General features: G+C 51.6%; 25 protein-coding genes and 1 pseudogene. 13 read left to right on the plus strand and 13 right to left on the minus strand.

The annotated features are described in order from the left end of the window. Nucleotides 1–11 precede the first annotated feature (11 nt). The 3 genes from yicI to LC431_RS09860 all read right to left on the minus strand — a co-directional run bounded on the left by yicI (nucleotide 12) and on the right by LC431_RS09860 (nucleotide 5023). A complete protein-coding gene (gene yicI, locus LC431_RS09850) occupies nucleotides 12–2336 on the minus strand; it encodes an alpha-xylosidase (RefSeq protein ID WP_015690052.1) in 2325 nt (774 codons plus the stop codon). A 30-nt stretch (nucleotides 2337–2366) separates the two neighbouring features. After that, complete coding sequence (locus LC431_RS09855) at nucleotides 2367–3734, minus strand: glycoside-pentoside-hexuronide family transporter (RefSeq protein ID WP_013575880.1); 1368 nt, start codon at nucleotides 3732–3734, stop codon at nucleotides 2367–2369. A 215-nt stretch (nucleotides 3735–3949) separates the two neighbouring features. Beyond that, nucleotides 3950–5023, minus strand: coding sequence for a sugar ABC transporter substrate-binding protein (locus LC431_RS09860; protein WP_223509744.1), 1074 nt, complete (start codon nucleotides 5021–5023; stop codon nucleotides 3950–3952). A 318-nt stretch (nucleotides 5024–5341) separates the two neighbouring features. Between LC431_RS09860 and LC431_RS09865 the strand changes: the two are divergent. After that, nucleotides 5342–6468, plus strand: a pseudogene (locus LC431_RS09865) (PQQ-dependent sugar dehydrogenase). 66 nt (nucleotides 6469–6534) lie between these two features. Here LC431_RS09865 and LC431_RS09870 read toward each other — a convergent pair. Both LC431_RS09870 and LC431_RS09875 read right to left on the minus strand, forming a co-directional pair. Beyond that, the gene (locus LC431_RS09870) at nucleotides 6535–7818 is read right to left on the minus strand and encodes an MFS transporter (protein ID WP_037034447.1); all 1284 of its coding nucleotides are present in this window, start codon (nucleotides 7816–7818) and stop codon (nucleotides 6535–6537) included. Continuing rightward, nucleotides 7815–9236: a M20 family metallopeptidase gene (locus LC431_RS09875; protein ID WP_153375782.1), complete on the minus strand. Its 1422-nt coding sequence runs from the start codon at nucleotides 9234–9236 to the stop codon at nucleotides 7815–7817. Before LC431_RS09875 ends, LC431_RS09870 begins: the two co-directional genes overlap by 4 nt. A gap of 156 nt (nucleotides 9237–9392) precedes the next feature. On the opposite strand from LC431_RS09875, the gene LC431_RS09880 reads away from it, so the two are divergent. After that, nucleotides 9393–10316 (plus strand): LysR family transcriptional regulator, encoded by a 924-nt coding sequence (locus tag LC431_RS09880; RefSeq protein WP_013575875.1) that lies wholly within the window; start codon nucleotides 9393–9395, stop codon nucleotides 10314–10316. A gap of 3 nt (nucleotides 10317–10319) precedes the next feature. On the opposite strand, the gene LC431_RS09885 is transcribed toward LC431_RS09880, so the two are convergent. Both LC431_RS09885 and LC431_RS09890 read right to left on the minus strand, forming a co-directional pair. Next, a complete protein-coding gene (locus LC431_RS09885) occupies nucleotides 10320–11033 on the minus strand; it encodes an HAD family phosphatase (protein ID WP_013575874.1) in 714 nt (237 codons plus the stop codon). Nucleotides 11034–11125: 92 nt separating this feature from the next. Continuing rightward, nucleotides 11126–11467 carry a GlpM family protein gene (locus LC431_RS09890; protein ID WP_013575873.1) on the minus strand — a complete coding sequence of 114 codons (342 nt, stop codon included), beginning with the start codon at nucleotides 11465–11467 and terminating at the stop codon, nucleotides 11126–11128. 308 nt (nucleotides 11468–11775) lie between these two features. Here LC431_RS09890 and LC431_RS09895 point away from each other — a divergent pair, with 308 nt between their 5' ends. Beyond that, nucleotides 11776–12987, plus strand: coding sequence for a serine hydrolase (locus LC431_RS09895; protein WP_013575872.1), 1212 nt, complete (start codon nucleotides 11776–11778; stop codon nucleotides 12985–12987). Between the two features lie 71 nt (nucleotides 12988–13058). Here LC431_RS09895 and ybjG read toward each other — a convergent pair whose 3' ends face one another. Beyond that, a complete protein-coding gene (gene ybjG, locus LC431_RS09900; protein ID WP_223509745.1) occupies nucleotides 13059–13664 on the minus strand; it encodes an undecaprenyl-diphosphate phosphatase in 606 nt (201 codons plus the stop codon). A gap of 269 nt (nucleotides 13665–13933) precedes the next feature. On the opposite strand from ybjG, the gene LC431_RS09905 reads away from it, so the two are divergent. From LC431_RS09905 to LC431_RS09925, 5 genes are all read left to right on the plus strand, one after another. Further along, entirely contained in the window at nucleotides 13934–14449 is a 516-nt protein-coding gene (locus LC431_RS09905) for a GNAT family N-acetyltransferase (RefSeq protein WP_013575870.1), read from the plus strand. Further along, nucleotides 14442–14729 (plus strand): hypothetical protein, encoded by a 288-nt coding sequence (locus tag LC431_RS09910; RefSeq protein ID WP_223509747.1) that lies wholly within the window; start codon nucleotides 14442–14444, stop codon nucleotides 14727–14729. The genes LC431_RS09905 and LC431_RS09910 overlap by 8 nt, the downstream gene beginning before the upstream one ends. A gap of 446 nt (nucleotides 14730–15175) precedes the next feature. Beyond that, on the plus strand, nucleotides 15176–16285 hold the full coding sequence (gene ompC / locus LC431_RS09915; protein WP_223509799.1) for a porin OmpC: 1110 nt from the start codon (nucleotides 15176–15178) through the stop codon (nucleotides 16283–16285). A gap of 161 nt (nucleotides 16286–16446) precedes the next feature. Next, a complete protein-coding gene (locus tag LC431_RS09920; RefSeq protein ID WP_013575867.1) occupies nucleotides 16447–16812 on the plus strand; it encodes a bleomycin resistance protein in 366 nt (121 codons plus the stop codon). 85 nt (nucleotides 16813–16897) lie between these two features. After that, on the plus strand, nucleotides 16898–17209 hold the full coding sequence (locus tag LC431_RS09925; RefSeq protein WP_037034440.1) for a hypothetical protein: 312 nt from the start codon (nucleotides 16898–16900) through the stop codon (nucleotides 17207–17209). Nucleotides 17210–17269: 60 nt separating this feature from the next. On the opposite strand, the gene LC431_RS09930 is transcribed toward LC431_RS09925, so the two are convergent. The 4 genes from LC431_RS09930 to LC431_RS09945 all read right to left on the minus strand — a co-directional run bounded on the left by LC431_RS09930 (nucleotide 17270) and on the right by LC431_RS09945 (nucleotide 20613). Then, nucleotides 17270–17746: a hypothetical protein gene (locus LC431_RS09930; RefSeq protein ID WP_013575865.1), complete on the minus strand. Its 477-nt coding sequence runs from the start codon at nucleotides 17744–17746 to the stop codon at nucleotides 17270–17272. Further along, nucleotides 17710–18075, minus strand: a complete 366-nt coding sequence (locus tag LC431_RS09935; protein WP_013575864.1) for a tlde1 domain-containing protein — start codon at nucleotides 18073–18075, stop codon at nucleotides 17710–17712. Before LC431_RS09935 ends, LC431_RS09930 begins: the two co-directional genes overlap by 37 nt. A 10-nt stretch (nucleotides 18076–18085) precedes the next feature. After that, nucleotides 18086–18571 carry a type VI secretion system tube protein TssD gene (locus LC431_RS09940; protein WP_112152304.1) on the minus strand — a complete coding sequence of 162 codons (486 nt, stop codon included), beginning with the start codon at nucleotides 18569–18571 and terminating at the stop codon, nucleotides 18086–18088. 359 nt (nucleotides 18572–18930) lie between these two features. Next, a complete protein-coding gene (locus tag LC431_RS09945) occupies nucleotides 18931–20613 on the minus strand; it encodes an aspartate:alanine antiporter (RefSeq protein ID WP_013575820.1) in 1683 nt (560 codons plus the stop codon). A gap of 323 nt (nucleotides 20614–20936) precedes the next feature. On the opposite strand from LC431_RS09945, the gene ybjM reads away from it, so the two are divergent. Further along, the gene (gene ybjM / locus LC431_RS09950) at nucleotides 20937–21308 is read left to right on the plus strand and encodes an inner membrane protein YbjM (protein ID WP_013575819.1); all 372 of its coding nucleotides are present in this window, start codon (nucleotides 20937–20939) and stop codon (nucleotides 21306–21308) included. A gap of 78 nt (nucleotides 21309–21386) precedes the next feature. Here ybjM and LC431_RS09955 read toward each other — a convergent pair whose 3' ends face one another. Continuing rightward, the gene (locus LC431_RS09955; RefSeq protein WP_013575818.1) at nucleotides 21387–21653 is read right to left on the minus strand and encodes a GrxA family glutaredoxin; all 267 of its coding nucleotides are present in this window, start codon (nucleotides 21651–21653) and stop codon (nucleotides 21387–21389) included. Nucleotides 21654–21938: 285 nt separating this feature from the next. On the opposite strand from LC431_RS09955, the gene nfsA reads away from it, so the two are divergent. The 4 genes from nfsA (at nucleotide 21939) to potF (ending at nucleotide 25754) form a co-directional block, all read left to right on the plus strand. Continuing rightward, the gene (gene nfsA, locus LC431_RS09960) at nucleotides 21939–22661 is read left to right on the plus strand and encodes an oxygen-insensitive NADPH nitroreductase (protein ID WP_013575817.1); all 723 of its coding nucleotides are present in this window, start codon (nucleotides 21939–21941) and stop codon (nucleotides 22659–22661) included. A gap of 18 nt (nucleotides 22662–22679) precedes the next feature. Next, nucleotides 22680–23582 carry a 30S ribosomal protein S6--L-glutamate ligase gene (rimK, locus tag LC431_RS09965; protein ID WP_013575816.1) on the plus strand — a complete coding sequence of 301 codons (903 nt, stop codon included), beginning with the start codon at nucleotides 22680–22682 and terminating at the stop codon, nucleotides 23580–23582. 148 nt (nucleotides 23583–23730) lie between these two features. Beyond that, nucleotides 23731–24213, plus strand: coding sequence for a YbjN domain-containing protein (locus LC431_RS09970; protein WP_126124944.1), 483 nt, complete (start codon nucleotides 23731–23733; stop codon nucleotides 24211–24213). A 431-nt stretch (nucleotides 24214–24644) separates the two neighbouring features. Beyond that, the gene (potF, locus tag LC431_RS09975; RefSeq protein WP_013575814.1) at nucleotides 24645–25754 is read left to right on the plus strand and encodes a spermidine/putrescine ABC transporter substrate-binding protein PotF; all 1110 of its coding nucleotides are present in this window, start codon (nucleotides 24645–24647) and stop codon (nucleotides 25752–25754) included. Nucleotides 25755–25811: the final 57 nt, after the last annotated feature.

Consider the following 25811-nt stretch of genomic DNA (forward strand, 5'->3'; position numbering starts at 1 on the left):
CAGAGAATAAATTACAGTGTTATCACCACCGGACCTGCACCGGCAGCCGGGGTCAGCAATATCCCCAGCGCCCCTTCTTTCTGCGCAGCACCGCTCACTTCCCTGACCGATTTCTGATTGCGCAGGCACAGTGTCCAGCCTGATGCCTGGCCTTCCCGGGTTACTGTAATTACGCCATCCCGCCGTTCGGCTTTCAGGATGAAGACGGTTCTCCCGCTCAGATCGGTGATCACGCTTTCTGCCACCGCGCCGTCTTCCAGCTCGAACAGATGGAATTCAGGCTGCTGGCTGTAATCATAATCCGGCTTCTGATTATTACTGCCAAGCGCCAGCAAGGTATTCGGACGAACATACAACGGCAGGCTGTCGAAGCCATGCTGCTGACGATGCCAGCGCGAACCTTCGGCCACGTCGTTGCTCAGAAGGTGCGTCCAGCGGCCTTCTGGCAGATAGAAATTGACATCGCCTTCTTCGCTGAAAACGGGGGCGACCAGCAGATCATCACCAAGCATATATTGGCGGTCAAGATAATCGCATGCCGGATCGTCAGGGAACTCCAGCACCATGGCGCGCATCACCGGTGTTCCGTGGCTGGCAGCCTGGGCTGAAGCGGGGTAGAGATACGGCATCAGGCGGCATTTTAGCTGCGTGAACTGGCGCACCACATCGCAGGCTTCATCGTCATACACCCACGGCACCCGATAGGATTTGCTGCCATGCAGGCGGCTGTGGCTTGAGAGCAGGCCGAATGCGCACCAGCGTTTGTAGATGTGCGCCGGTGCAGTATTTTCGAAACCGCCAATGTCGTGGCTCCAGAAACCAAAGCCGGATAATCCGATGGATAACCCGCCACGCAGGCTTTCAGCCATCGACTCGTAAGTGGCGTAGCAGTCACCGCCCCAGTGAACCGGGAATTGCTGCGCCCCCACCGAGGCGGAACGGGCGAACAGCACGGCTTCGTCTGCGCCGAGTTTATCCTGCAACGTTTCGTATACCAGTTTGTTGTACACAAACGCGTAATGATTATGCATTTTTTGCGGGTCACTGCCGTCGTGCCAGACGACGTCGGTTGGGATACGTTCGCCGAAGTCGGTTTTGAAGCAATCGACGCCCATATCCACCAGACGTTTCAGATGGCCCGCGTACCATTCAGCGGCCTGCGGATGAGTGAAATCCACGATGCCCATACCAGCCTGCCATTTATCCCACTGCCAGACACGGCCGTCAGGGCGTTTGAGCAGATAACCTTTTTCTTTACCTTCACGGAAAAGCGGTGATTTCTGGCCGATGTACGGGTTGATCCACACACAAATTTTCAGGCCGCGCGCTTTCAGGCGCTGCAACATACCCTGAGGATCAGGGAAAGTTTGCGGATCCCATTCAAAATCACACCACTGGAAAGCTTTCATCCAAAAGCAGTCGAAGTGGAAAACATGCAGTGGCAATTCACGTTCCGCCATGCCGTCAATAAAGCTGTTGACGGTCGCTTCATCATAGTTGGTGGTAAACGAGGTGGTCAGCCACAGGCCAAACGACCAGGCGGGTGGCAGTGCAGGGCGGCCGGTCAGACGGGTATAACGATCGAGCACTTTTTTCGGCGTCGGGCCATCGATAACGAAATACTCGAGATATTCGCCTTCCACGCTGAACTGCACTTTGGAGACTTTTTCTGAGCCGACTTCAAAAGACACACATTCAGGATGATTTACCAGCACGCCGTAGCCGCGGTTTGTCAGGTAGAACGGAATGTTTTTGTAAGACTGCTCAGTGCTGGTGCCGCCATCGCGGTTCCAGGTTTCGACAGTCTGGCCATTTTTGACCAGCGCGGTGAAACGTTCACCCAGACCATAAACCGTTTCGCCAACGCCCAGATCCAGGCGTTCCATCATGTAGGTTTTATGCGAGTTCGCGTCCTGAACATAGCCGTTAGATTTCGCGACACTGCCGGTGATCCGTCGGCCATGGCGCAGGAAGTCCAGCGTCCAGTTATTACCTTTGGTGACGCGAACACTCAGATCACCGCTGTGCAGCGCGGCGAATTCATCGTTGTCTTCAAAGCGCAGTTCGGGGGTGTCGGTTTGCATTAACGGATAATGCGGGCCTTTATCCATTTCGCCATCAAAATGAGTAATACGTACACCCATCACGCCGGTCTGCGGCGAGAAGAAACGCAGCGTAAACAGTGGCGAGTCCAGTTGGCTGGCGCGTTCCGAGGCATCTTTCGGCGCAGCATAAATCACCATCTCATTACCGGAGCGTTGTACTTCAAACACCTGAAGCGGGTGCGTGAGTGACAATCCTTCCTGGATCAACCAGTTACCATCACTGATCTTCATAATGTCTCTTCCTTTTAAACTTCATCCAATTTATTTCATAAATTCTTGCTGATTGCGGCGGATGCCTTGTGCGACTTCATCAAGAATGCGGCGTAGCAGCGGGGTACGAAGAATGTAATAGCGTTTACAGATGATGGCGCTCAACAGGTAGCAAACTGCCGGAACCAGGGTGAACAGCGCGATAATGCTGGTCATGGTGGCTGCATTTTGGGTGGCGGCACCGGACTGATAACCAGCACCGGCCAGCATCCAGCCGATCATCGCACCGGCCAGAGCCAGACCGAGCTTCAGAACAAACAGGGTACCGGCGAAGCTGATACCGGTCAGGCGTTTGCCATCGTTCCATTCACCGTAATCTACGGTGTCGGACATCATTACCCACTGAATTGGCGTGACCAACTGATGCAGAACGCCGATAACGAAGATGAAGATAAACATCAGCACGCTGCCGTTCACCGGCAGGAAGAACATGCCGAGGCTCAGAACCGCCAGAATGGCGTTGGTCCACCAGAAAACACTGACCTTACATTTCCAGTCGGTCAGCGGTTTTGCCAGCGCACTGCCTAACAGGTTACCGACGGAATAGACGCCAAGGAACCAGGCGAACAGCACCGGATTGCCGAGAATGTACGTCACGTAATACATCATGGCGCCGCCGCGAACCGCGACCGCAATGATGTTGAGGATGGTCAGCAGGCCGACAATACGCCACTGGTCGTTGTGCCAGATATCACGCAAATCTTCGCGCATGGTGCCGGTCGGTTTGCCCGGATCGATACGTTCTTTGGTGGTGGCAAAACAAATCGCCAGCATCACGGCCGCGACAATCGCCAGCACCGCAATCCCGCCCTGATAACCGAGCGCCTGATTTTCTCCGCCGATCAGTTTAACCAGTGGCATCATCAGCACGGTACTTAACATGCCGCCAGCAGTGGCCAGCACGAAGCGATAGGATTGCAGTGAAATACGTTGCGTCGGGTTAGAGGTAATCACACCGCCAAGGGCGCAGTAAGGAATGTTGACCACGGTATACATCAGCGTCAGCAGGGTATAAGTGATAGCGGCGTAAATCATTTTGCCGGTCATGCTCAGCTCTGGCGTGGTGTAAGTGAATACGCAGACGATGCCGAAAGGAATGGCGCCAAACAGCACATAAGGGCGGAATTTCCCCCAGCGCGTTCGGGTGCGGTCTGCCAGTAATCCCATGCAGGGGTCTGAGATCGCGTCCAGTGCGCGGGCCAGCAGGAACATCGTACCGACATAACCCGCAGGAATGCCGAAAATATCGGTATAGAAAAACATCATGTAGAGCATGACGTTATCGAAAATGATATGACTGGCGGCGTCGCCTAATCCGTATCCAATCTTTTCCTTGACCGAAAGGATTTCTGTACTCATTGCTTCAATGTCCATATGAAAAGGGTGAGTACGTTTTTAACGGTTGGCGGGGGCCTGAGGCTATTGAGATTTTTGTTTCTGAAATTATGTTTCTTTATTTCTGTGATCGCACAGTGCAAACGGAGGAAAGTTGAGCGGGAAAAGTGTGGAGGAAGAGCCTGATACGGGGCGGATAGATGCGGAAAAAGCCTCCCGTTTCCGGGAGGCTCCGATGTTTATTTTTTATATTTTGCTTCCAGCGTCGCAAACCACGGTGCGGTGAAATCTTCAGATTTACCCCAGCCAGGAATGATTTTGCCCAGACCGGTCACGTTGATGCCGTCCGGTTGGCTGAGAAGCAGAGATTGCGGGATGGTCTGTGCCGGGAATTCATAGGTTGCAGGGGTTTTCTCACCGGCAATTTTAAGCGCCACAATTCGCAGGTTAACCGCGCCAATCAGCTGTGTATCCACTGCAGCGGTCATCTGCCACGGGCTGCCTTTTTCGCGCATCAGTTGTAAATCCTGATTCGATACATCAATGCTGTAGAGTTTGATCTCGGTACGGCCATTTTCTTTCAGTGCTTTATACGCGCCCTGACTGAAGGCGTCCCATGCGCCCCAGATGGCATCAATCTGACCTTTCGGGTACTTCGCGAGGATTGCACCGACTTTGTTCGCTGTATCGCCCTGCACGTCAGAAGACACTGCGCCGATAGATTCCAGCTGATGAATGCCCGGATTCTCTTTCAAAATAGCTTCGTAGGTTTTCTGGCGGCGTTCCATTGGCGGGAAACCGGCTACCCACAGTTTGACGATATTAGCCTTACCGTTGAAGTCTTTCACCAGCTGGCCGACAGAAGCTTTCGCCAGTGAGGCATCGTCCTGACGGGTGACGGTCACGCCTGGAATGTTTTCCGGCACTTCGGTATCAAATGCGGAAACCGCAATACCTGCTGCCGCAATGCGTTTTGCCAGCGCTTCGGAATACGGGCCGCGTCCCTGGGACAGGATAATGCCGTCGTATTTCTGGCTGATGGCCTGATTCACGAAATCCTGAAATTTGGCGTCATCGCCATTACTCAGAAAGGTATCCACTTTAAAGCCAAGCGCGCGGCCTTGTTTAATGGCACCGGCCAGGAACTGCGTGGTGTTATCGTCGGAGCCAAGATTACGGATAACTGCGATGCGCACGGGACCGTTGTGCTGGGCGATAGCCGCCGGAACGGGCGCAGGTGTTTCACCGGCAGCGAAGGCCGGTACAGTGGAAAACAGGCTTAATGCCAGCAGGGATGCGGATATTTTTTTCATTATTGAACAGCTCCGTCGGACGCGATGTTTTTTCTGGTGTTTTTTTTGGTAAATCCGGGAAGGCAATGCGGCTTTCCAGATTGAGGATGTACAGAAGTCTGTCTGTCTGGACGTCTATTCTGTCGGAGCAGTTTACCGGTATGTTACGAAAGAAGGAATGCTTTGTTGTTATTATATTTAACAGTGTTGTTATTCCTGTGGGTTATAGCGGATGCGCAGCCTCTGAGCAAAATCAGGCACATGGCCTAAACTGAATTTTTGTCTGCGATTTTTACATTGATTGTTCATTCCTCTAATACAGCCTCCGGGAGAAGCCTTATGCCATTTTCTTTCCGCGACACCTTATTGCCTGCTTTTGCGCTGGTGATGTTAACCACCAACGTCTCTGCTGCGCCGAAATCCCCCGTCCCGCCGCCACTTGTCAGCGCGCAGGTCACTGAACTGGCAAAAGGGCTGGATCACCCGTGGTCACTGGCTTTTTTGCCTGATAATCAAGGGGCGCTGATTACCGAACGCAGCGGGCAACTGCGACTTTGGAAGCAGGACGTTGGATTATCCGCACCGCTGAAAGGTGTACCGGCCGTGTGGGTCGCCGGGCAGGCCGGTTTGTGGGATGTCCGTTTGTCGCCAGATTTTGCCAGTAACCGCCGGGTGTAAAAGGTGAACCGCATGCTGCGCTGGGCTATGGCACGTTGACGGCGGACAATAAAACCCTGACGAATTTTAAGGTCATTTTCGTACAGCAACCGGCGTTGCAAAGCGGCATTAATCTCGGCGGGCGCATCGCCTTCGATCAGAAGGGAAATATTTTCCTGACGACCGGTGACAATAATCAGCGCATCAACGCCCAGCATCTGAATCAGTTGCAGGGCAAGATTTTGCGTCTGACACCGGAAGGCGGCGTGCCGCAGGATAATCCGTTTGTTCAGGACAAAAGTGCGAAGCCGGAAATCTGGACTTTCGGCAACCGTAATCCGCAGGGACTGGCAGTTAATCCGTGGAGCGGGGTGTTGTGGGAAACCGAACACGGCCCGCGTGGCGGCGATGAAGTGAATCTGCTGAAAGCGGGTAAAAACTACGGCTGGCCGCTGGCAACCTTCGGGATTAACTATTCCGGGCAGCCGATCCCCGAAGCCAAAGGCACCACATTAGCGGGGGCGGAAGATCCGATTTATTACTGGGAAGTTTCACCGGCATTAAGCGGCATGGCGTTCTATAACGTGCAAAAATTCCCGCAATGGAAAAACTCGCTGTTTATCGGTGCGCTGGCAGGAGAATCGCTGATCCGCCTGACGCTCGACGGCGAAAAAGTCACGCATGAAGAGCGTTTACTCAGTGACCGTAAGGAACGGATCCGCGAAGTGCAGGTGGGTGCAGACGGATTTGTGTATGTGCTGACCGACGATCGCGATGGCAAGTTGCTGAAGGTGGCACCGCAGGGTTAAGTCCTGAAGGGTTAACTCAATAAAAAGGCGGGCTATTTCAGCCCGCCTCAGTTTCAGTCAGCGCAATCAGCGTTGCGTTCTTTGCGCCTTGAACAGGGCCCAGACGCTGAGCAACCCGACCATCATCAGGTAGTAGCCCGGTGCCAGACTGCTGCCGGTGGCGGAAATCAGCAATGTACAGATGAATGGCGCGAAGCCACCAAACACGGTCACGGCGACGTTGTAGCTGATCGCCATCCCGCTGGCGCGGGTGGTGATCGGGAACAGGTCAGCCATCATCGACGGCACGGTGGAGAAATACACCGATTTCAGCAGTGCCAGCCAGCTTATCAGCAACAACAAGGACATCGCCGAAGTGTGTTGCAGCATCAGCCAGAATGCCGGATACACGGTCAGCAACAGCAGAATAAGCGATCCCCACATCAGCGGCAGACGGCCAATTTTCTCCGCCCACAGGCCCATAACGGGCGTTACTACCGTCAGGATAATCCCGGCTGCCAGTGTGGCGCTGAACCCCGCCGAAGCAGGCAGATGCAGTGTTTTGGTAGCATATGTCGGTACGTAGTTCAGCATATAGTTGATGGCAGTAGACACCACCATCAGGCCAATCGCGGTAAAGAACAGGCCTTTTTGCGCACGCACGATTTCTTTCAGTGGAGACGCGGTTTTCTCGGCCTTGCTGAAACTTTCCGATTCCCGGATATGACGGCGGATGTATAAACCGACCGGCCCGATCAGCAGCCCGAAGATAAACGGAATACGCCATCCCCAGTCCTGCAGTTGTGTTTCACTCAGCACTGCCGATAAGCCCAGCCCGAATGCCGATGCCAGCAGCGTACTCGCGCCCTGTGTCGCGAACTGCCAGCTGGCGATAAACGCTTTGCGTTCCGGGAAGTGTTCGACCAGAAAGGCCGTCGAACTGCCGAATTCACCGCCTGCCGAGAAGCCCTGAATCAGACGAGCTGCCAGGATTAACAACGGAGCCGCCATGCCGATGGTTCCGTAAGACGGCGTGATAACGATAATCAGGCCGCCGATCATCATCAGGCTGATGGACAGCAACAGTGAGGCTTTGCGTCCGTGTTTGTCGGCATACGCACCCAGCACAACCGCGCCGAGCGGGCGGATCAGGAATGACACGCCGAAACTGCCAAACGTCAGTAACAGGGAAACGGTCGGATCGGATGTCGGAAAATAGGCGTGAGCAATGTAGCTGGCGAAAAAACCGTAAATCGCGATATCAAACCATTCCAGCGCGTTACCGATACAGGTCGCAAAGAGGGTTTTCATCAGGCTTGGCTTTTCTGTCGCGTTGCCGGTTGTATGGGATGACGCCGTTAACTGGCTCATTTGGCACCTCCGGCGTGATCAATATGCTGAGCGAGCAGGGCGGTACCATGCTCGCCGAAATCCCATAACAGACGGGTCATGATCGCCAGCCCCTCGCGGGCGACGGAAATCAACATGTGCTCGTTGACGCCATGCTGACCGCAGGCCGGATACGAATGCGGAACCCACAACGTCGGCAGGCCGAGAATATCGGCAAAAACGTCATTGGGCAGTGAACCGCCGAGGTTCGGTAGCAGCGCCGGTTTTTTGCCGGTAGTTTGCTGCATGATGTTCAGCGCCCAGCCGACCAGCGGGTCGGTCGGGTCGAAACGGGTGGCCGGTGAACCGCGCATAAATTCCACTTCAACCTGTGGGAAACCCTGTGCATCAAGATGGTCACGCACGTGTTTCGCCAGGTTTTGCCAGTCAGTGCCGACCACAAACCGTAGCTGACACACTGCCGTGGCGTTGCCGGGAATCGCGTTCATCGGGCGCTGCGGGTTACCGGTCAGGAATGACAGCACTTCCAGCGTATTCCAGGCATACAAACGCTCGGCTGGCGTCAGACCGGCTTCTCCCCAGTCCGGGTCGATCTGCGGATCACTTTCGCCGCCACCGACGTCAACATCACGGAGAATGTCTCGCACTGCCTCACTGACTGCAGGCGGTTTAAGCGCTTCCACCTGCAGCTGCCCCTGCTGACTGACCAGCGAGGCCAGCGCATTGGCCAGCTGAATGCCGGGATTGGTCAGCAGACCGCCCCAGTTGCCGGAGTGATAGGCGTTGTCGCGGGCATTAATGGTCAGACGGAAATTGACCGCACCCCGCGAGCCGAGGAACAGCGTCGGGCGCACCGCACTCAGGCGCGGGCCGTCGGAGGCCAGGAAAATGTCGGCGCTGAGTTGGTCGTGATAGTTGCGGCACAGTTCGGCCAGCCCCGGCGAGCTGATTTCTTCACCCATTTCGAACAGCAGTTTGCAGTTAAAGCCGAGACGGCCACCACGTGCTTTGAAGATTTGTTCCAGCGCCGCAATATTAACGCTGTGCTGGCCTTTGTTGTCGGCGCTGCCGCGTCCGTACCAGCGGTCACCTTCTTCTTTCAGCGTCCATGGCGACAAATCACTGCGCCAGTTTTCATCGTCGCCGAACACCACGTCGCCGTGGCCATAGCTCAGTATGGTGGGCAATTCGCTGTCTTCAATGCGCGTAGCAATCAGGAAAGGACGGTTGGCAGCATGAGGATTTTCCACGCTGAGCAGGCTGAAACCCATCGCCGAAAGTGCCGGTTTAATCTCTTCATCGAGATAACGTGCCAGTTCAGCGTCTCGCTGATTGCTCTGGCTTTCGGTGGCAATAGCCACCCTGCGTGCCAGTGTTCTTTTGTATTCACCCTGATCGAACCAGGCTAATGCCTGTTCAACGATATTTTCCGCTGTCATGAATAACCTGCTTTTTAATGTTTTGAGGATTTATTGTTGGTTTTTTTAGCAGTTTCACTCTACGCGCGGCGCAAGCGTTGCCACAATAATAATAATTGCAACTTAGCGTTGCTTTTATTGTAATGCTTGTCTGCACAGTTATGAGGCAATACGGCCATGCAAAGTACGGAAATTCGCTACTTCCTGGTAGTGGCAAACACCGGTTCGCTGAGTGCGGCGAGTAAGCAATTATTTGTCGCAGTGTCTGCCATCAGTCGCCAGATCCAGCGCCTCGAAGAACGTATCGGTGCGCCGCTTTTTGAGCGTCATGCCCGCGGCATGGTGCTGAATGATGCCGGACAAATTCTGGAAAACCATGTGCGCAAAAGCATGATGGACATGGAACACGCCATGGCAGAAATCCAGGGGCTGAACGCGGTACGCCGCACGGTGATCCGCATGGCCTGCACCGACGGGCTGGCGTTTGATTTGCTGCCGCAGCTGTTTTCACAGTTCCGGCTGAACAATCCGGGTGTGATGTTTTATCTCAACGTCGGCACGGCGGTTGAAGTGTCGGAGATGATCCACAACGGCGAAGTGGAACTGGCGTTGCAGTTCAGTCTGGCGGCGGAGCGCGGTGTGGATATTCTGGCGTCTTTTCCCGCGCCGGTGCGCATGGTGATGCGTCCGGATCATCCGCTGGCGGAATCTGAGGTGCTGCTGACGGATTTGCACCCGTACCCGCTGGCGATGAACGAGCAGGGCAGCACCATCCGCCAGTTGTTTGATTTGTCCTGCCGGATGAGCGGCATTTTTCTTGAGCCTGCGGTGAGTTGTAACCGTTTCTCGACGTTGTACGATTTTATGGTGCAGACACCGGGCGCGATTGCGGCATGCAGCCATTTTTCCATTATGTACAAAGCGCGCCGCGACAATTTGCGGGTGAAACCGGTAAATATTGAACAACTGAGTCAGCGTACGTTGCAGTTGCAGTCACCGGCAGGCAAGCGGCGTCCGGCGGCACTGAGTCAGTTCATCGATTTTATTCGTGATGAACTGACGCGTGAAAACGAGAATTTTATTCGTGATTTCCGGCTGTAGCCGTCAGCATGCGTCTTGTTGCCGATGCGCGTAGCGTGACCAGTGCAGGTTGTGCCAGCCTTTTGCAGCAGCGAGCTTTTGCAGGGGCTCGCTGGCATTAATGACCGTAGCGACATCGGCAAACTCCAGCAAAGGCTGATCATAAAGCGTATGGCTGTAGGCGAAAATTTGCTGATAGAACGTCGGCTCGCGATTCTCCAGCCACAGTTTTAAGCGCTCAAGACGCCCCTCATGAAAGGTCAGTTTACCTTCGACCCTGCCGCTGAAACGCTGGTTAACGATACCGGCTTGCAGCCCGAGTCCGGCATTCGCACCCAGACGTCGGGCGACCGGCATGACCAGATGGTCGCCCGATGCGGAGATAATCAGGATTTCATCCCCGCGCATACGGTGCCAGTCGAGCCGTTCACGCGCCTGCGGATAAACCCGTGGCATGATATCCCGATGGATAAACCGCTGAACCCAGTTCGCCACGGTGGCACAGTTCAGGCCGCTCATGGGCTGTAACGTCTGAGAAAGATAGCGGCGGTAACGCTCGGTGGTTTGCGGGCAAATAACACCGCTGGCCGGAGTATTGTGCTGATGAACGGCATTCAGCCGGTAATGACTGAGTTCATCGCGGGGGGTGTAGCCCTGCGAAACCAGCCAGTGCAACCACAGATTGTGGCTGTCATCGCAAATCAGCGTGTGGTCGAGTTCAAATATTGCGAGATCCATGGGGCGGATTCCCTCATCTGAAAGCCTTCATTCAGCGTAGCGCAATTTCAAATATTGAGTGTTTTGTGAACAACATTGTCACGCGATCTTCATCAGGCGTGAAAGCGAGTCCACAGGCTTATCAGCAACCATGCTGCCAGTGACCAGCAGACCACGGCGCCAAACAGGGCGTAGGGGAGTTTCATCGAGCCGATGAAGAAATACAGAGAAATCAGATACACCATGTAAGGGATAACGGCCCACAGTCCGAAAATAATGGTGGTGCGCAGGGCTTCAATGCTGCGTTCGGTGCCGACGATATAATGGGCAATCAGCGCAAAAGTGGGGAACAGCGGAACCAGTCCGGCAATGTAATAATTGCGGGTTTTAGACAACACGCCGATCAGAATCACAACCAGTGCGCCAATCAGCGCTTTTACCACCAGACCTGTCATTGATGCCCCTGCGCCTGTTCACTCGCATTGATTTCTGTGGTGAATAAGCCCTTTATTGTTATAGGTATTTTGTATGTGATTTACAGACAAACTGCCCCAGCCGGATGGAATGGTCAAGTGCTTACTGCTGTTTTTATCATCAGTTGAATCTGCGCAAGCAGCGGAAAACTCTACTATTCTTAAGATCTTTACACTATTTAGGTTTATTCCCGACCCGGAAAGCAGTAGGTTTTACCTCTGACAGAGTTGCACAATCTGATTGAAAGATAAGATAAATTTCAGTTACCCGGACAAAAGCGCTGATACCTATGACAATTTCTTCCCAATTCAAACGGACTTTCATTTACGCGCTGGGCGGTGGAGTATTGCTGCTGGCGCTGCCTGCCGCTCAGGCGGATAACGCCCCGGTCGCGCCGCAGATTAACGCGAAATCCTGGGTACTTATGGATTACAACAGCGGGAAGATCCTGACGGAATCTAATCCCGATGCGCGTCTTGACCCTGCCAGCCTGAGTAAAATCATGGTCAGCTATGTGGTCGGGCAGGCGATCAAATCCGGCAAAATCAAATCAGATGATCTGGTTTCCGTCGGTAATGACGCCTGGGCAACCGGCAATCCGGTGCTGCGCGGCTCCTCGCTGATGTTCCTCAAGCCGGGTGACCGCGTGCCAGTTTCTGAGCTTAACAAAGGTATTGTGATCCAGTCAGGTAACGACGCCAGTATTGCGCTGGCGGATTTTGTGGCGGGCAGCCAGGATTCATTCGTCAACCTGATGAATCGCTATGCCGAACAGCTGAAACTGCAAAACACCCATTTCAAAACCGTTCACGGGCTGGATGCGGACGGGCAATATACCTCCGCTACTGACATGGCCCTGTTGTCGCAGGCGCTGATCCGCGATACGCCGGATGAATATGCGCTGCACAAAGAAAAAGAATTCACCTTCAATCACATCAAGCAGATTAACCGCAACCGCCTGTTGTGGAGCTCTAACCTGAACGTTGACGGCATCAAAACCGGTTACACGTCGGGCGCGGGCTACAATCTGGTTTCTTCCGCCAGCGATTCCACCGGCATGCGTTTAATCGCTGTGGTGATGGGGGCGCCAAGCGACAGGATCCGTTTTAATGAAAGCGAAAGCCTGTTGACCTGGGGTTTCCGTTTCTATGAAACGCTCACGCCAATCAAGGCGGGTGATGCCTTTACCAGCCAGCGTGTCTGGTTTGGTGAGGAGAAAATGGTGCCACTCGGCGTGGCTGAAAATGCCTCGCTGACCATGCCTAAAGGCCAGCTGAAGAATCTCAAGGCCAGTTTCAATCTGACCAGTCCGCAGCTTGAAGCACCGCTGGCGAAAAATCAGGTAGTGGGTACAGTAGATTTCAGTCTGGACGGCAAGGTCATCGAACAGCGTCCTCTGGTGGCGTTGCAGGAAGTGAAAGAAACCGGTTTTATTGGCCGTATCTGGGACTTCGTGATGATGAAGATCAGTGGATTGTGGGGCAGTATTTTCGGCAAATGATAATCTGCTGACATAAAAAACGAGGCTCAGGTAGCCTCGTTTTTTTATGCTTTGAATAACGGAGCAGGGGATCAGTGCTGAACCCAACCTTTCTTGATCGGGAAAGCAAAACCGAAACGGTAAACCTTGCACATCAGGGCATTAATCGGTTCGCCGAACAAGTTCCACACCAGTTGCGCGAACAGGCACCCCAGCATACCTACCAGGAAGCCGCCCAGCATATCCAGCGGCCAGTGCACGCCAAGGTAAACGCGTGACCAGGCGATCGACAAGGCGGTTACCATCAGTAAAGCGCATGACCAGATACGGTGCCAGAACAGGAAGGCCAGCGCGAAGGTGAAACTGACTGTACCGTGATCACTCGGGAAGGAATCATCCGGTGAATGATGCAGGAAGTTATAACCAAAACCTTCCACAAAAGGACGGGCATGAGGGAACAACATGGAAAACGTTTTAGCCGTTGTCATCGCAAAAAGAAGCGCAATGGCTGTCTTACTGATCATTTCGCGTTGCTTATCGATACGCTCCTGATGGCCCCATAGCCACAGGCCGATAATCAGCAGCGGGACAATCATAATCAGGTCATTAGCCAGAAAAGTGGCCAGCTGAATCAGCGCTTTCGGCGAATCCGGTGTGGCGTTAATCCATAGAAAAATCAAATGATTTAGTTGCTCCATAATACTACCCTCATTTATACAGGCCAAAATAGCCATCAAAAGAATCCGGTAACTTGCTGACAGGACGAAAAAATTTCAGATACGTTAATTTGTGCTGCCCTGCAGGTAAAGGGGTCTCGTCTGAATATCCGCATTCATTGAATAACGGTATAGTTTCACGATGAAATAGAGTGTAAAGAGAAGAACTTAAGGAAGCCTTAAGCGGGTGGTCATACCGCCTGAGCGGGGGACAGACAAAGTCTGAATACGGTAACGAGGAGAGTGTCAGAATGGAGATTCGTGAGGCTGACATCGGCGATTTAAGCCTGTTGCAGCGCCTGGGGCGGGAGACCTATCGCCATTATTTTGGTAGTTTATGGCAAAGCGGGGACGAACTGAATGCTTTCCTGGAGGAGGATTTTGGTGATGAGGCGCTAGCCCTGAGCCTGGAAAGTCCGGATTGCTGCTGGCTGGTTGCGCAGGATAACGGTGAGGCGGTCGGTTTCGCCAGACTGAATTTTAATACGCCGCTGGACGTTGCAGAAGGTCAGGGGGCGAAGTTATGCAAACTGTACTTCACCCCGCTGAACCGTTCGCGTGGTTTGGGATCTGAAGTTTTTGCCTTCGCCGAACGTGTGGCAAGAGCGCGTAACCAGCCCGTTCTCTGGCTTGATGTGTTGCAAAGTAATTTGCCCGCCATCGGATTTTATCAGCGTCAGGGGATGCATCTGGCGGCTGAGACGACATATGTCACCGCCACCCAAACCACCCGGTTGTGGATCATGAAAAAGGATATCAATGATTAAATTACGCCTCGGCGGTCTGTTTATCACACTGGAAGCAGGGGAGGATATTCCTTATGCGCCGGAATTTTGTGAACATTATACCTACCTTCTCCACCCGGTTGACGGTGGCTATGAGATTTTGCGCTACGATGCTTATTCCGGCTGGCATAGACGTCCTGACCAGCTATTTGAAGATGGTCATCAGGCATTTGTATTTGCCTATCAGGCGTACGAAAAGGAATGGAATCAGACCGACGGGCGTTTAGGCGGTAAAGGCCAGCGCCTCGAATGGATTATGTAATAACCTGTTCTTGCGAATAGTCATCTACAGCCCCTATTTCAGGGGCTTTTTGTTGTCCTTAATGCAACCTTATTTTTAGAAAAATACAAAACATGACAGAGAACAGGCTGAATTCTGTGAATTATGTTTTCATGCCATAGTATCGCGGTGAAATTATTATAGGATTTAAATATCACTGTGAGAATGATATGAAATCACTCCAGGTCAAACAATGCCGTAACTGTATGTTTTTAATTGTCTTATTATTGTGTTGTGGGCAGTTTTAAACTTAAACAAACACCAAACGAAAGGTATTTCAAAATTTTTCTGGTTGCAACGAAACTTACCCTCGTTTATTTTTACGCCCATCTGTCCGGCCCGAAGGAGAAATATAACTTCATGGTGGCGGATAATAAAATTGCCGGGCGGAAATTTAAACAGTTTATAAATAATCAAGGATATTGATGATGAAATTACGCGCGCTTTCTCTGGTAATTCCCGCACTGATGATGGCCGGCACTGTTGGCGCTGCCGAAATTTATAATAAAGACGGTAATAAACTCGATCTGTTCGGTAAAGTCGACGGCCTGCATTATTTCTCCAGCGATGACAGCGCTGACGGTGACCAGTCATATATGCGTTTAGGTTTCCGTGGTGAGACTCAAATCAATAATGAACTGACCGGTTACGGTGAGTGGGAATATCAGGCTTCCCTGAATACTGCAGAAAGTGAAGATGCAAACAATTTCACCCGCGTAGGTTTTGCCGGTCTGAAATTCGGTCAGTGGGGCTCACTGGATTACGGTCGTAACTACGGCGTGATGTATGACGTGGCAGCATGGACGGATGTTTTGCCTGAGTTCGGTGGCGATACCTACGGCGCGGACAACTTCATGTTCCAGCGTGCGAACGGTGTACTGACATACCGCAACAAAGATTTCTTCGGCGTGGTCGATGGACTGGATGTGGCGGTGCAGTATCAGGGCAAAAATGGCAGTGCGACTGAATCTAACACTGGCCGCGATGTCCTGGCGCAGAATGGTGACGGCTACGGCATGTCCCTGACATATGATCTGGGCGAAGGTTTCAGCGCAGCAGCAGCGATGATGGCGTCTGATCGTACCAGCGAACAAAATGGCCGTAACAATCCGGCAATCATTGGTAACGGTGATAAGGCAACGGCTTACAGCGGCGGCCTGAAATACGACGCAAACAATATCTATCTGGCAGCAATGTACACCCAGAGCTACAACGCCAACCGTTTCGGTAAAGCGGGCAGCACGGCTTACGGTTACGCGGATAAAGCACAAAACTTTGAAGCCGTTGCACAGTACCAGTTCGATTTTGGTCTGCGTCCTTCGATTGCGTATGTACAATCACATGCCCGAAATGTTCCGGGTTACAGCAACCAGAACCTGACTAAATATGTTGATGTAGGCGCGTCATACTTCTTCAACAAAAACATGCTCACCTACGTTGATTATAAAATCAATCTGATGGATGACACCCGCCTGACCCGCGACGCCGGCATCAATACCGATGACATTGTAGCCGTCGGTCTGGTTTATCAGTTCTGATAAGCCGGCGCGCCCCTGTTAGTTTCAGGAACCGCGTCCTATGTGTCTGATTCCCCTGCCAGTTGGCAGGGGATGATTCACTGACTTTTCCTTCTTTCCTCATTCTTCCCACTCAGGCATCATGGCGCAACATTCAATGCATTACTGCTGATGAGGCCAGGATGACCGACTACGCCACCCCTAATCTTCCTTCCCGTAATTTCGAAGAAACCCAGTGCTTTTATGGCAGCTTTGGATTCATCACTACTTACGTTGATGACGGCTGGCTGATCATGACCCGCGGAACCCTTACGCTGGAATTCTTCCTGCACACGGATCTCGACCCGCTCACCAGCTGGTTCAGCTGCTGCCTGCGCGTCGATGACGCCGATGCACTTTTTGATGCGTTTATGGCGGCAGGAATCGGGCAGGATAAAAAATCCCATCCGTGCATTCATCTGCCAAAAATGCAGCCATTCGGGCTGAGAATGGGCGCAATGATCGATATCGACGGCACGCTGGTGCGGGTGATTGAGAATGAGAAATAAGCGCTGAAACACGTTCAGATACTCTTCAACTCACGTTAAATTTTCGCTATGTTATTGAAGTGAATATGATTGAGGAGATGAAAACGTGATAGTTAGAACATGGCACGGATGCGTACCCGTAAAACATGCAGCAGGATTTGCTGAACATCTGCAACTGACGGGCGTCCAGCATTCTCAGGGTATCGAAGGCAATTTAGGCGCTTTGGTCAAAAGCGTTTCGCAAGGGGATTGGGAGCATTTTTTCCTGGCAACCTACTGGCGGGATATCGAAGCGGTAAAAGCCTTTGCCGGTGATGACTATCATGTTGCCGTGACCTATCAGGACGATGAACAGTTTGAATTGCTGTCTGATCCTTATGTGTTTCAGCATGAGGTTGAGGGTGTGGTGGGGTTGTAGGGAAAAATGTTATCTGACTGCCCGTTTCTGAGGCAGTCAGAGGATATTAAGCCGGTGTGGTTAAAACCCGCGTTCTACCGTGATATAACCGCCAAAGCCTACAGAGCATTCATCATCATTTCTGAATGCCGATCCTATGAAGATATTTTCCTTTCCAGCGTTATCTTCAAAAGTGAATTTCACTATCAGGTTGTAGACATTCCCTTCAGTATACGTTGAATAATAATCCTTCCACGTCATTCCCGTTTGATCTTTCCCTGACTCGACCTGATCTTTTTTGGCAAGTTGAGCTGCCAAAGCAGGGGTTACTTTCGTTTTACTTATTAACGTCATGAGTGTTTTTTGGTTATTAACTGCTCCAACGTCAACATCTAATTCATACTGCATAGCATCTTTCATGGCAGATTCAATGTATGAACCAGGCTTCATGCAAATATCTTGTGGTTCCTGTGCCATTGTGCTGAATGCGACGCCATTCAGGAAAAAAAGAAGGATATATTTCATTTTACGGTTAACTCCCTGTCGCCGCTTGCCCATATTCTTTTCCTTTCAGTGAGACTGGTTACAATACAGCCACTTGATGCCTCGCCGGGGTGCTGACTGCTATCTCCATGAATTTTAAATGCGTCCCGTCCGCACATATTATTGCTGCTGGAAGGTGTCAGAGATAATGAGTATTTTCCGGTTCTATGGGAGGTATGAGGCGAACCAATCTGATAGCTACCTCTGGGTAAAGGTCCCCGGTCCTTAAGGCATTCCTGTGCCGGGTCATTTTTATAACCAGGTGCGCCAGCATAAGAACCGGTGAACTGATAAGTCCCGTCATGATAAAATTTCCGGGAGCTGACTTCATAAGTCCATGACATATATTATCCTTTATGCTCTTTCATTCCAGGTATCAGAATGGACTATATTTCCGCCCAGATAGTGCCAGATTATCTTTTCATAGCTTAATTCAACGTATTCATGATGAGTGTGGCGTTCGAATAATTCATTCTTGATGTCATGCATAAAAGGTTCGACAGATATAACCTTTACATTCTCTAATGTTACGCGGAAATATTCTTTCTCCTGTCCCCCATAATCAATGCAATAAAATTTAAACTCAGCATTCTTTAACGTCTGACCTGAAGAGACTGCTTTGTAGAGATAAGGGCTTGAGGCATCGACCTCCTTTTCAAACGCATAACTGCAATGGATACGTTTTGCGATGAGTTTCCCCGTCTGTGAATCGACGGGGACTTCAACTGCATGCATCAGTTCTAAAACCTCGATGCTGCCTTCTCTCTGAAGGATATCTACCGAACCTTTGATGTCTGTACCATCATCGTACTTAAGCCATAAATAAACAGGTATTGCCATTTTAACCTCCCGGAAAGTAATGAATGCCGGAAGCAAAATTACGCGCGTTGGAAGCAAGTTTCTTTTAAGTCCTAGTGCTTTAGGTATTTTTAAGACTGTTTGCAGAAAGGATTTTGCGTTTAAGCACGCAGAACGGCGGAGGTGTGATGAATTTGAAATCTACAGTAAGCAGAAAAGAAAAAACCCGGCAATCTTGAACCTAATAAGGCGGGATTGACGGGCTCTCCAAATTTGGGGACTTCAAAGAAAAGCAGTGGCACTAATTAAGACTCTGGCTAACTTTAAAAGTTCGTGCGAGGGGGCAAAAATTTAAAAAAATATTGATTTTTTTTTGCCCCATTACACTTCAATGAGTTACGTCATGCACCGGGCCAGATGATGACGATTAGCGTACCGGCGAGCGTCAGTAATACGTTAGCAATGGCATAGGTTCCTGCATAACCGAGTGCCGGAATGTTACTGCGTGCCGTGTCGCTGATGATTTCCATCGCCGGAGCGCAGGTTCGTGCACCCATGATGGCTCCGAACAGCAAAGCGCGGTTCATGCGTAAAACATATGCCCCGAAGATGAAGCAAATCACCACCGGCACCAGGCTGACAATCAGGCCGGAAAGCAGCATCTGGCCGCCTATTGCGCCGAGACCATTATTGATACCCGCACCGGCACTGAGGCCGACACCCGCCATAAACACCATCAGGCCAAACTCTTTCACCATATTTAGCGCGCCCTGCGGGATATAACCGAAAGTAGGGTGGTTGGCTCGCAGGAAGCCGAGCATGATCCCGGCGAACAGCAGTCCGGCGGCGTTACCGATGCCAAAACTGAAGTTTTTGAACTGGAAAGTGATGAGGCCGATCATCAGGCCGACAATAAAGAAGGCGCAGAAGGCCAGCAAATCCGTGAGCTGACTGTGTACGGAGATAAACCCGATACGCTCCGCCACGCTTTTCACCCGTTTTGCGTCGCCGCTGACCTGCAACACATCGCCTTTATTCAGCACGATACTGTCATCGATAGGCATTTCAATCTGACTGCGGATCACGCGGTTGAGGAAACAGCCCTGATCGGTGAGATTCAGTTGACTCAGACGCTTGCCGACCGCGTGGTTATTCTTGACCACCACTTCTTCGGTCACGATACGCATGTCGAGCAGGTCGCGGTCAAACACTTCCTTACCGTTACGGAAACTCGGGTCGAGGCGTGAATGTGCGTCCGGATAACCGACCAGTGAGATCTCATCGCCCACCTGCAATACGGCGTCGCCGTCCGGTGTCGCCAGGATGCCATTACGGCGGATTCGCTCTATATAGCAGCCAGTCTGACGATAGATCCCCAGTTCACGCAGGTTTTTGCCATCGGCCCAGGCCACCAGCTCCTGTCCCACGCGATAGGCGCGGATCACCGGCAGATACACTTTTCGTTTACTGTCGGTATCCAGGCCACGCTCGCGCGCGATCTGCTGGGCGCTGGTAGGCAAATCCTGATGTTGCAGCTTCGGCAGATAACGTGCGCCGAAAATCAGGCTCACCAGACCGATGAGATAGGTCAGGGCGTAGCCCAGGCTCAGGTTATCCAGTTCAGGCCCGAGCATCTTGTTACCGCCCATGGTATTACGCAGCGTGTCTCCGGCGCCGACCAGAACCGGGGTTGAGGTCATTGAACCCGCGAGCATCCCGGCGGTGAGGCCGATGTCCCAGCCGAACAAACGTCCGAGTCCGAGTGCCAGTAACATGGCGCTGCCGACCATCACCAGTGCCAGCATGAAATAATTTTTGCCGTCACGGAAGAAAATGGAAAAAAAGTTTGGCCCTGCTTCGACGCCTACGCAGAAAATAAACAACATAAAGCCGAGGTTGAGCGCTTCAGTATTAATACTGAAATGCTGCTGACCCAAAAGCAGCGAAACCACTAATACGCCGATAGAATTTCCGAGCTGAACGGAACCCAGGCGAATTTTCCCCAGGCACAGACCGAGTGCCAAAACCACAAATAATAACAGGATGTAATTCCCGTTTAACAAACTAGCGACGTTTATATTCACAAGGATAACTTATTGTTTACCAACAAATTCTTGATATAGGAGAATGTAAAGGATAAATTCAGAAACAGAAAATTCCTACTCAGGATCGCACGGTCTGTTTCAGCCCCGGCGGGGTGGAAAATTGGGTTTCGGGCGTCATTTTAGTCACAGAACGCCAGTTCAGCCAGAGAAATGCCCGTATAAATCTTCTGAAAGCTTTTTTTGTGTTTCGCGGGAGTGCGGAACGCTCTGGGGAAATGAGCCAGAAGGCTCTGACAGGTAACAAAGAACGCATTTTATGCAGAGAACCTGTGAAATCTCGCCAACTTTAAGGAGGAAGTAAAATGGCAATTTGGCGAAAAGTGGTAGCCCCATTAATTTGTTGCACAATGTTCTTAATTATTTTTCTTATGTTAAAAAATGGCTGGATTATTGTTAGAAATATCGCGCCAGGCCCGGAATATGGCCTGTTATTATTTTTAATTCCCGGCGTGGTGACGTCGCTGATTTCCCGCGATTCGGCGATATTTTCGTCCTTTGTCGGCGGGCTGGTTTCCATCCCTGTGTGCTTTTTATTGCGCATGGCCTTTTATCCACGCGTTCGTCCGCTGATGCAGGAACTGGCCTATGCCACCAGTGCGATATTTTGGTGTGTTCTGGGCGCTATGCTGGTTCATTTGCTGGTCATTGCTTACCGGCAGTTCAGGCAACACTGACATGTCATGATGTAGAAGCCATAAAAAAGGCGCTCACTGAGCGCCTTTTGGCTGTGTATATCTTTATTTTATCGCGGATCAGTTGCTGAACAGCGCCAGATGCTCTTTGGCATAGGCTTCGAAGTCAGTACAGCCACCGATGTGTTTCTGATCGAGGAAAATCTGCGGAACGGTTTCTACCGGTTTACCCACGGTTTTTTCCAGGTCGGCTTTAGTGATGCCTTCCGCGTGAATATCGATGTAGCGGAAGTTGAAATCATCACGTTCTTCAGTCAGTTTTTCAGCCAACTCTTTAGCGCGTACGCAATAAGGACAGCCAGGACGCCCAAAAATTACTGCAAACATGGAGACTCCTTTGTTAATGCCAACAAGATAAATGAAAGGGGAATGTCTGTTTTTGTTAACCACATCACCTTTTTGATGTCGCTACTATGCCTGTTACAAACCATAAAAAAAAGCAGGAATTACCTGTCAGTCCGATACCTTTGACCTATCTGAATGAACCGGCAGTCTTTTTCAGACACAGCACATTGTTACAGCTACAGGTGCCGGAATCCTTGCAAACGGTGCTCACAGCATGAATGATTGGGGCAACTTTTTTATTTATCCTTACCGCTCAGGAATTTTTTAATGACGCCGACCATCGATCTTCTGCGCTCACACCGCTCCATCCGTGCTTTTACCGATCAACCGGTCCCGGACGAGCAACGTGAAGCCATTATTGCCGCCGCTCAGGCTGCTTCGACTTCGAGCTTTCTGCAATGTTATTCGATTATCCGCGTGACCGATCCTGTGCTGCGGGAGACGCTGGTGCAGTACACCGGTGGTCAGAAATATGTCGCCAGCGCCGCTGAATTTTGGGTTTTCTGTGCTGATTTCAATCGTAATTTACAGATCAACCCTCAAGCCGAGCTGGGTCTGGCCGAGCAGTTGTTACTCGGTTGTGTGGACACCGCGCTGATGGCGCAAAATGCCATGACGGCGGCGGAGTCACTGGGGCTGGGCGGTGTGTTTATCGGCGGTATCCGTAATCAGGTGGAAGACGTAGTGAATCTGCTGAAACTGCCTAAATTTGTGATGCCTTTGTTTGGTTTATGTATCGGAACCCCCGCGCAGGATCATCAGGTCAAGCCGCGTATGCCGCAGTCTCTGCTGGTGCATGAAAACAGCTATCAGCCGGTAGATAAAGAGCAACTGGCAGAATATGACGACGCGCTATCGGCGTATTATCTGCAACGCGACAGCAATGCCCGACGCGATACCTGGAGTGATTTGATTATTCGTACCCTTAAAAAGGAACAACGTCCGTTTATGCTGGACGCATTGCACAAGCAAGGTTGGGCAACACGCTAAACGGCGACGGAGTGTTGGATGAAAATTGCAATTCTTTCCCGTGACGGGTCGTTGTATTCGTGTAAACGCCTGAAGGAAGCGGCTGAAGCACGCGGACATGAGATCGACATTATCGATCCACTGTCCTGCTACATGAATATCAATCCTGCTGCGCCCAGCGTGCACTATCGCGGGCATCAGCTGGATAAGTACCATGCGGTGATCCCACGAATTGGCTCCGCGATTACCTTCTATGGCACAGCGGTGCTGCGTCAGTTTGAAATGCTGGGCAGTTTCCCGCTGAATGAATCGGTGGCGATCACCCGGGCGCGCGATAAATTGCGTTCCATGCAGATTCTGGCGCGTGAAGGCATTGATCTGCCGACGACCGGTTTTGCTAATGCGCCGGATGACACCGCCGATTTGATTGCGCTGGTCGGTGGTGCGCCGCTGGTGGTGAAGCTGGTTGAAGGAACACAGGGGATTGGTGTGGTGCTGGCAGAAACCCGTCAGGCAGCAGAAAGTGTCATTGACGCATTTCGCGGCCTGAACGCGCATATTCTGGTACAGGAATATATCCGCGAAGCAGAAGGGCGCGACATTCGTTGTCTGGTGGTGGGGAAAAAAGTGGTCGGAGCGATTGAGCGTCAGGCCAAACCGGGTGATTTCCGCTCGAACCTGCATCGCGGCGGGACGGCCACCAATGTCAAAATTACGCCGCAGGAGAAAGACATTGCGGTTAAAGCCGCGCAGACTCTGGGGCTGGACGTCGCCGGGGTTGATATTTTACGTTCAAACCGCGGGCCGCTGGTGATGGAAGTCAATGCCTCGCCGGGGCTCGAAGGGATCGAAGCCACCACCGGTCTGGATATCGCCGGTATGATGATTGACTATATCGAACAAAGAGCGCGGCCGGGATTCCGTCTGAAATCCGGTGGCTAATTCTTATTCCCGTGCGTTAAATGTCCATCAATCCGGTAATGATCGTAGCGCTGACCGGCAATATTCCGTAAGCTATGACCCCTTCGTAATGCCGCTGGCGTTACGAAGGGTTTGTTTTTTTCGTTGTGTTGAACTCGTGAGGCATTCTATGGATTCGCTCATCGTCCCTGATTTAGCGCTGCTGCGGCGCTGGCTGGATCAGCTGGGCATCTCTTTTTTCGAGTGTGATTCCTGTCAGGCTCTCCATTTGCCGCATATGCAGAATTTTGACGGCATTTTTGATGCCAAACTCGATATTGTAGATAATGTGATTTTGTTTTCTGCACTGGCCGAAGTCAAACCGACGGCGTTGATCCCGCTGGTGGCCGATCTGAGCTCGATTAATGCCAGTTCACTGACCATTAAAGCGTTCGTGGATATTCAGGACGACAATTTGCCGAAACTGATTGTTTGCCAGTCACTGACGATTGCAGTGGGTGTGACGGAAGAGCAGTTTGCTTTCTTCCTGCAACAGGCTGAGGAGCAGATGTCGATGATTATTCTCGAAGCGCACGCCAATGACCTGCTTTTCCTTGGCGAGGAAGAAGAAGGCATGCCGGTCACTACTGTGAATCTGCCTTTACTGCATTAATTTTCCATTTCCGGACATTCATTTCCCCCCTCTGAAGATCCTTTCCTGCGAGCCGTGCTTATTGCGGCTCCGCTGCCTTTATCCGCTTTCGCCATAAGTTATGCTGCATTGGTGTGGTTGTTGCCAGATATTTCACTTTGTTAAAAGGCAAAATGCCAGACGGTATAGACTAAATCTGCATAATTAATCGATAAACGCCGGTTTTGTCTCAGGAGGCTGGTACACAAGGGTTGCAGGCGCTATGCTTCTGACTCTGCATCAAGCGTGATTACGTCGTAAAACCAAACGGTTAATTCGCAGGCAGCGTATGCGTCAACGTTGAATGCCTATGCATATTCCATGGGTGTCGGTTGGCAGTTGTGTGAAAGGTTTTGTATCCGTCTCAATGATACAAATTCGATTTATATTCCCTGTCTTGGAGGTAGTAACGGATGTTCACCCTGCGTAAAAAGTGGTTATCGGGTGTTGTCGCCGGCCTGGTTATGGCTGCGTCCGTCACAGCGTCTGCGGATGAAAAAACGCTGCATATCTATAACTGGTCCGATTATATCGCACCAAATACCGTGCCTGATTTCCAGAAGGAAACCGGCATTAAAGTGGTTTACGACGTGTTTGATTCCAATGAAGTGCTGGAAGGCAAACTCATGGCAGGCAGCACCGGCTTCGATCTGGTGGTACCGTCGGCCAGCTTCCTCGAACGTCAGCTGGCGGCTGGTGTGTTCCAGCCTCTGGATAAGAGCAAACTGCCAAACTACAAAAATATGGATCCTGAGCTGCTGAAGATGGTGGCGCAACATGATCCGGGCAACAAATACGCGATCCCTTATCTGTGGGCGACCACCGGTATCGGCTATAACGTCGATAAAGTGAAAGCCGTACTGGGTAAAGATGCCCCGGTAGACAGTTGGGATCTGGTGCTCAAGCCTGAAAACCTCGAGAAACTGAAAAGCTGCGGCGTTTCATTCCTCGATGCCCCTGCGGAAATCTACGCAACAGTCCTGAATTATCTGCATCTGGATCCGAACAGCACCAAAGCATCAGATTACACCGGTGCAGCCAACGATCTGCTGCTGAAACTGCGTCCGAACATCCGTTATTTCCACTCTTCTCAGTACATTAACGACCTGGCGAACGGCGACATTTGTGTGGCAATTGGCTGGGCTGGTGATGTGATGCAGGCGGGTAACCGCGCGAAAGAAGCGAAAAACGGTGTGAACGTGGCGTACAGCATTCCCAAAGAAGGGGCGCTGGCCTTCTTCGACGTGTTTGCTATCCCGGCAGATGCTAAAAATCTCGATGAAGCCTATCAGTTCCTCAATTACCTGATGGAACCAAAAGTTATCGCGCAAATCAGTAACACCGTTTACTACGCCAGCGGAAACAAAGCCGCGACACCACTGGTTAACGAAGATGTGCGTAACAACCCGGGCATTTATCCACCGGCCGATGTTCAGGCGAAACTCTTCACCCTGAAAGTTCAGGATCCGAAGATTGACCGCGTGATCACCCGTTCGTGGACCAAGGTTAAAACCGGCAAATAATACTCTTCATCCTTCAGGCTGCCTCTGCGTTGGCTGCGCGAACGCGCCCCGGTCACT

The sequence above is a fragment of the Rahnella sp. GSA61A genome (assembly GCF_019969905.1).
Taxonomy (GTDB): domain Bacteria; phylum Pseudomonadota; class Gammaproteobacteria; order Enterobacterales; family Enterobacteriaceae; genus Rahnella; species Rahnella aceris.

What these genes read in the sequence shown, in the direction of transcription:
- yicI (WP_015690052.1), bottom strand. Translation starts at nt 2,336, where the DNA reads ATGAAGATCAGTGATGGTAACTGGTTGATCCAGGAAGGATTGTCACTC.
- LC431_RS09855 (WP_013575880.1), bottom strand. Translation starts at nt 3,734, where the DNA reads ATGAGTACAGAAATCCTTTCGGTCAAGGAAAAGATTGGATACGGATTA.
- LC431_RS09860 (WP_223509744.1), bottom strand. Translation starts at nt 5,023, where the DNA reads ATGAAAAAAATATCCGCATCCCTGCTGGCATTAAGCCTGTTTTCCACT.
- LC431_RS09870 (WP_037034447.1), bottom strand. Translation starts at nt 7,818, where the DNA reads ATGAGCCAGTTAACGGCGTCATCCCATACAACCGGCAACGCGACAGAA.
- LC431_RS09875 (WP_153375782.1), bottom strand. Translation starts at nt 9,236, where the DNA reads ATGACAGCGGAAAATATCGTTGAACAGGCATTAGCCTGGTTCGATCAG.
- LC431_RS09880 (WP_013575875.1), top strand. Translation starts at nt 9,393, where the DNA reads ATGCAAAGTACGGAAATTCGCTACTTCCTGGTAGTGGCAAACACCGGT.
- LC431_RS09885 (WP_013575874.1), bottom strand. Translation starts at nt 11,033, where the DNA reads ATGGATCTCGCAATATTTGAACTCGACCACACGCTGATTTGCGATGAC.
- LC431_RS09890 (WP_013575873.1), bottom strand. Translation starts at nt 11,467, where the DNA reads ATGACAGGTCTGGTGGTAAAAGCGCTGATTGGCGCACTGGTTGTGATT.
- LC431_RS09895 (WP_013575872.1), top strand. Translation starts at nt 11,776, where the DNA reads ATGACAATTTCTTCCCAATTCAAACGGACTTTCATTTACGCGCTGGGC.
- ybjG (WP_223509745.1), bottom strand. Translation starts at nt 13,664, where the DNA reads ATGGAGCAACTAAATCATTTGATTTTTCTATGGATTAACGCCACACCG.
- LC431_RS09905 (WP_013575870.1), top strand. Translation starts at nt 13,934, where the DNA reads ATGGAGATTCGTGAGGCTGACATCGGCGATTTAAGCCTGTTGCAGCGC.
- LC431_RS09910 (WP_223509747.1), top strand. Translation starts at nt 14,442, where the DNA reads ATGATTAAATTACGCCTCGGCGGTCTGTTTATCACACTGGAAGCAGGG.
- ompC (WP_223509799.1), top strand. Translation starts at nt 15,176, where the DNA reads ATGAAATTACGCGCGCTTTCTCTGGTAATTCCCGCACTGATGATGGCC.
- LC431_RS09920 (WP_013575867.1), top strand. Translation starts at nt 16,447, where the DNA reads ATGACCGACTACGCCACCCCTAATCTTCCTTCCCGTAATTTCGAAGAA.
- LC431_RS09930 (WP_013575865.1), bottom strand. Translation starts at nt 17,746, where the DNA reads ATGGGCAAGCGGCGACAGGGAGTTAACCGTAAAATGAAATATATCCTT.
- LC431_RS09935 (WP_013575864.1), bottom strand. Translation starts at nt 18,075, where the DNA reads ATGTCATGGACTTATGAAGTCAGCTCCCGGAAATTTTATCATGACGGG.
- LC431_RS09940 (WP_112152304.1), bottom strand. Translation starts at nt 18,571, where the DNA reads ATGGCAATACCTGTTTATTTATGGCTTAAGTACGATGATGGTACAGAC.
- ybjM (WP_013575819.1), top strand. Translation starts at nt 20,937, where the DNA reads ATGGCAATTTGGCGAAAAGTGGTAGCCCCATTAATTTGTTGCACAATG.
- LC431_RS09955 (WP_013575818.1), bottom strand. Translation starts at nt 21,653, where the DNA reads ATGTTTGCAGTAATTTTTGGGCGTCCTGGCTGTCCTTATTGCGTACGC.
- nfsA (WP_013575817.1), top strand. Translation starts at nt 21,939, where the DNA reads ATGACGCCGACCATCGATCTTCTGCGCTCACACCGCTCCATCCGTGCT.
- rimK (WP_013575816.1), top strand. Translation starts at nt 22,680, where the DNA reads ATGAAAATTGCAATTCTTTCCCGTGACGGGTCGTTGTATTCGTGTAAA.
- LC431_RS09970 (WP_126124944.1), top strand. Translation starts at nt 23,731, where the DNA reads ATGGATTCGCTCATCGTCCCTGATTTAGCGCTGCTGCGGCGCTGGCTG.
- potF (WP_013575814.1), top strand. Translation starts at nt 24,645, where the DNA reads ATGTTCACCCTGCGTAAAAAGTGGTTATCGGGTGTTGTCGCCGGCCTG.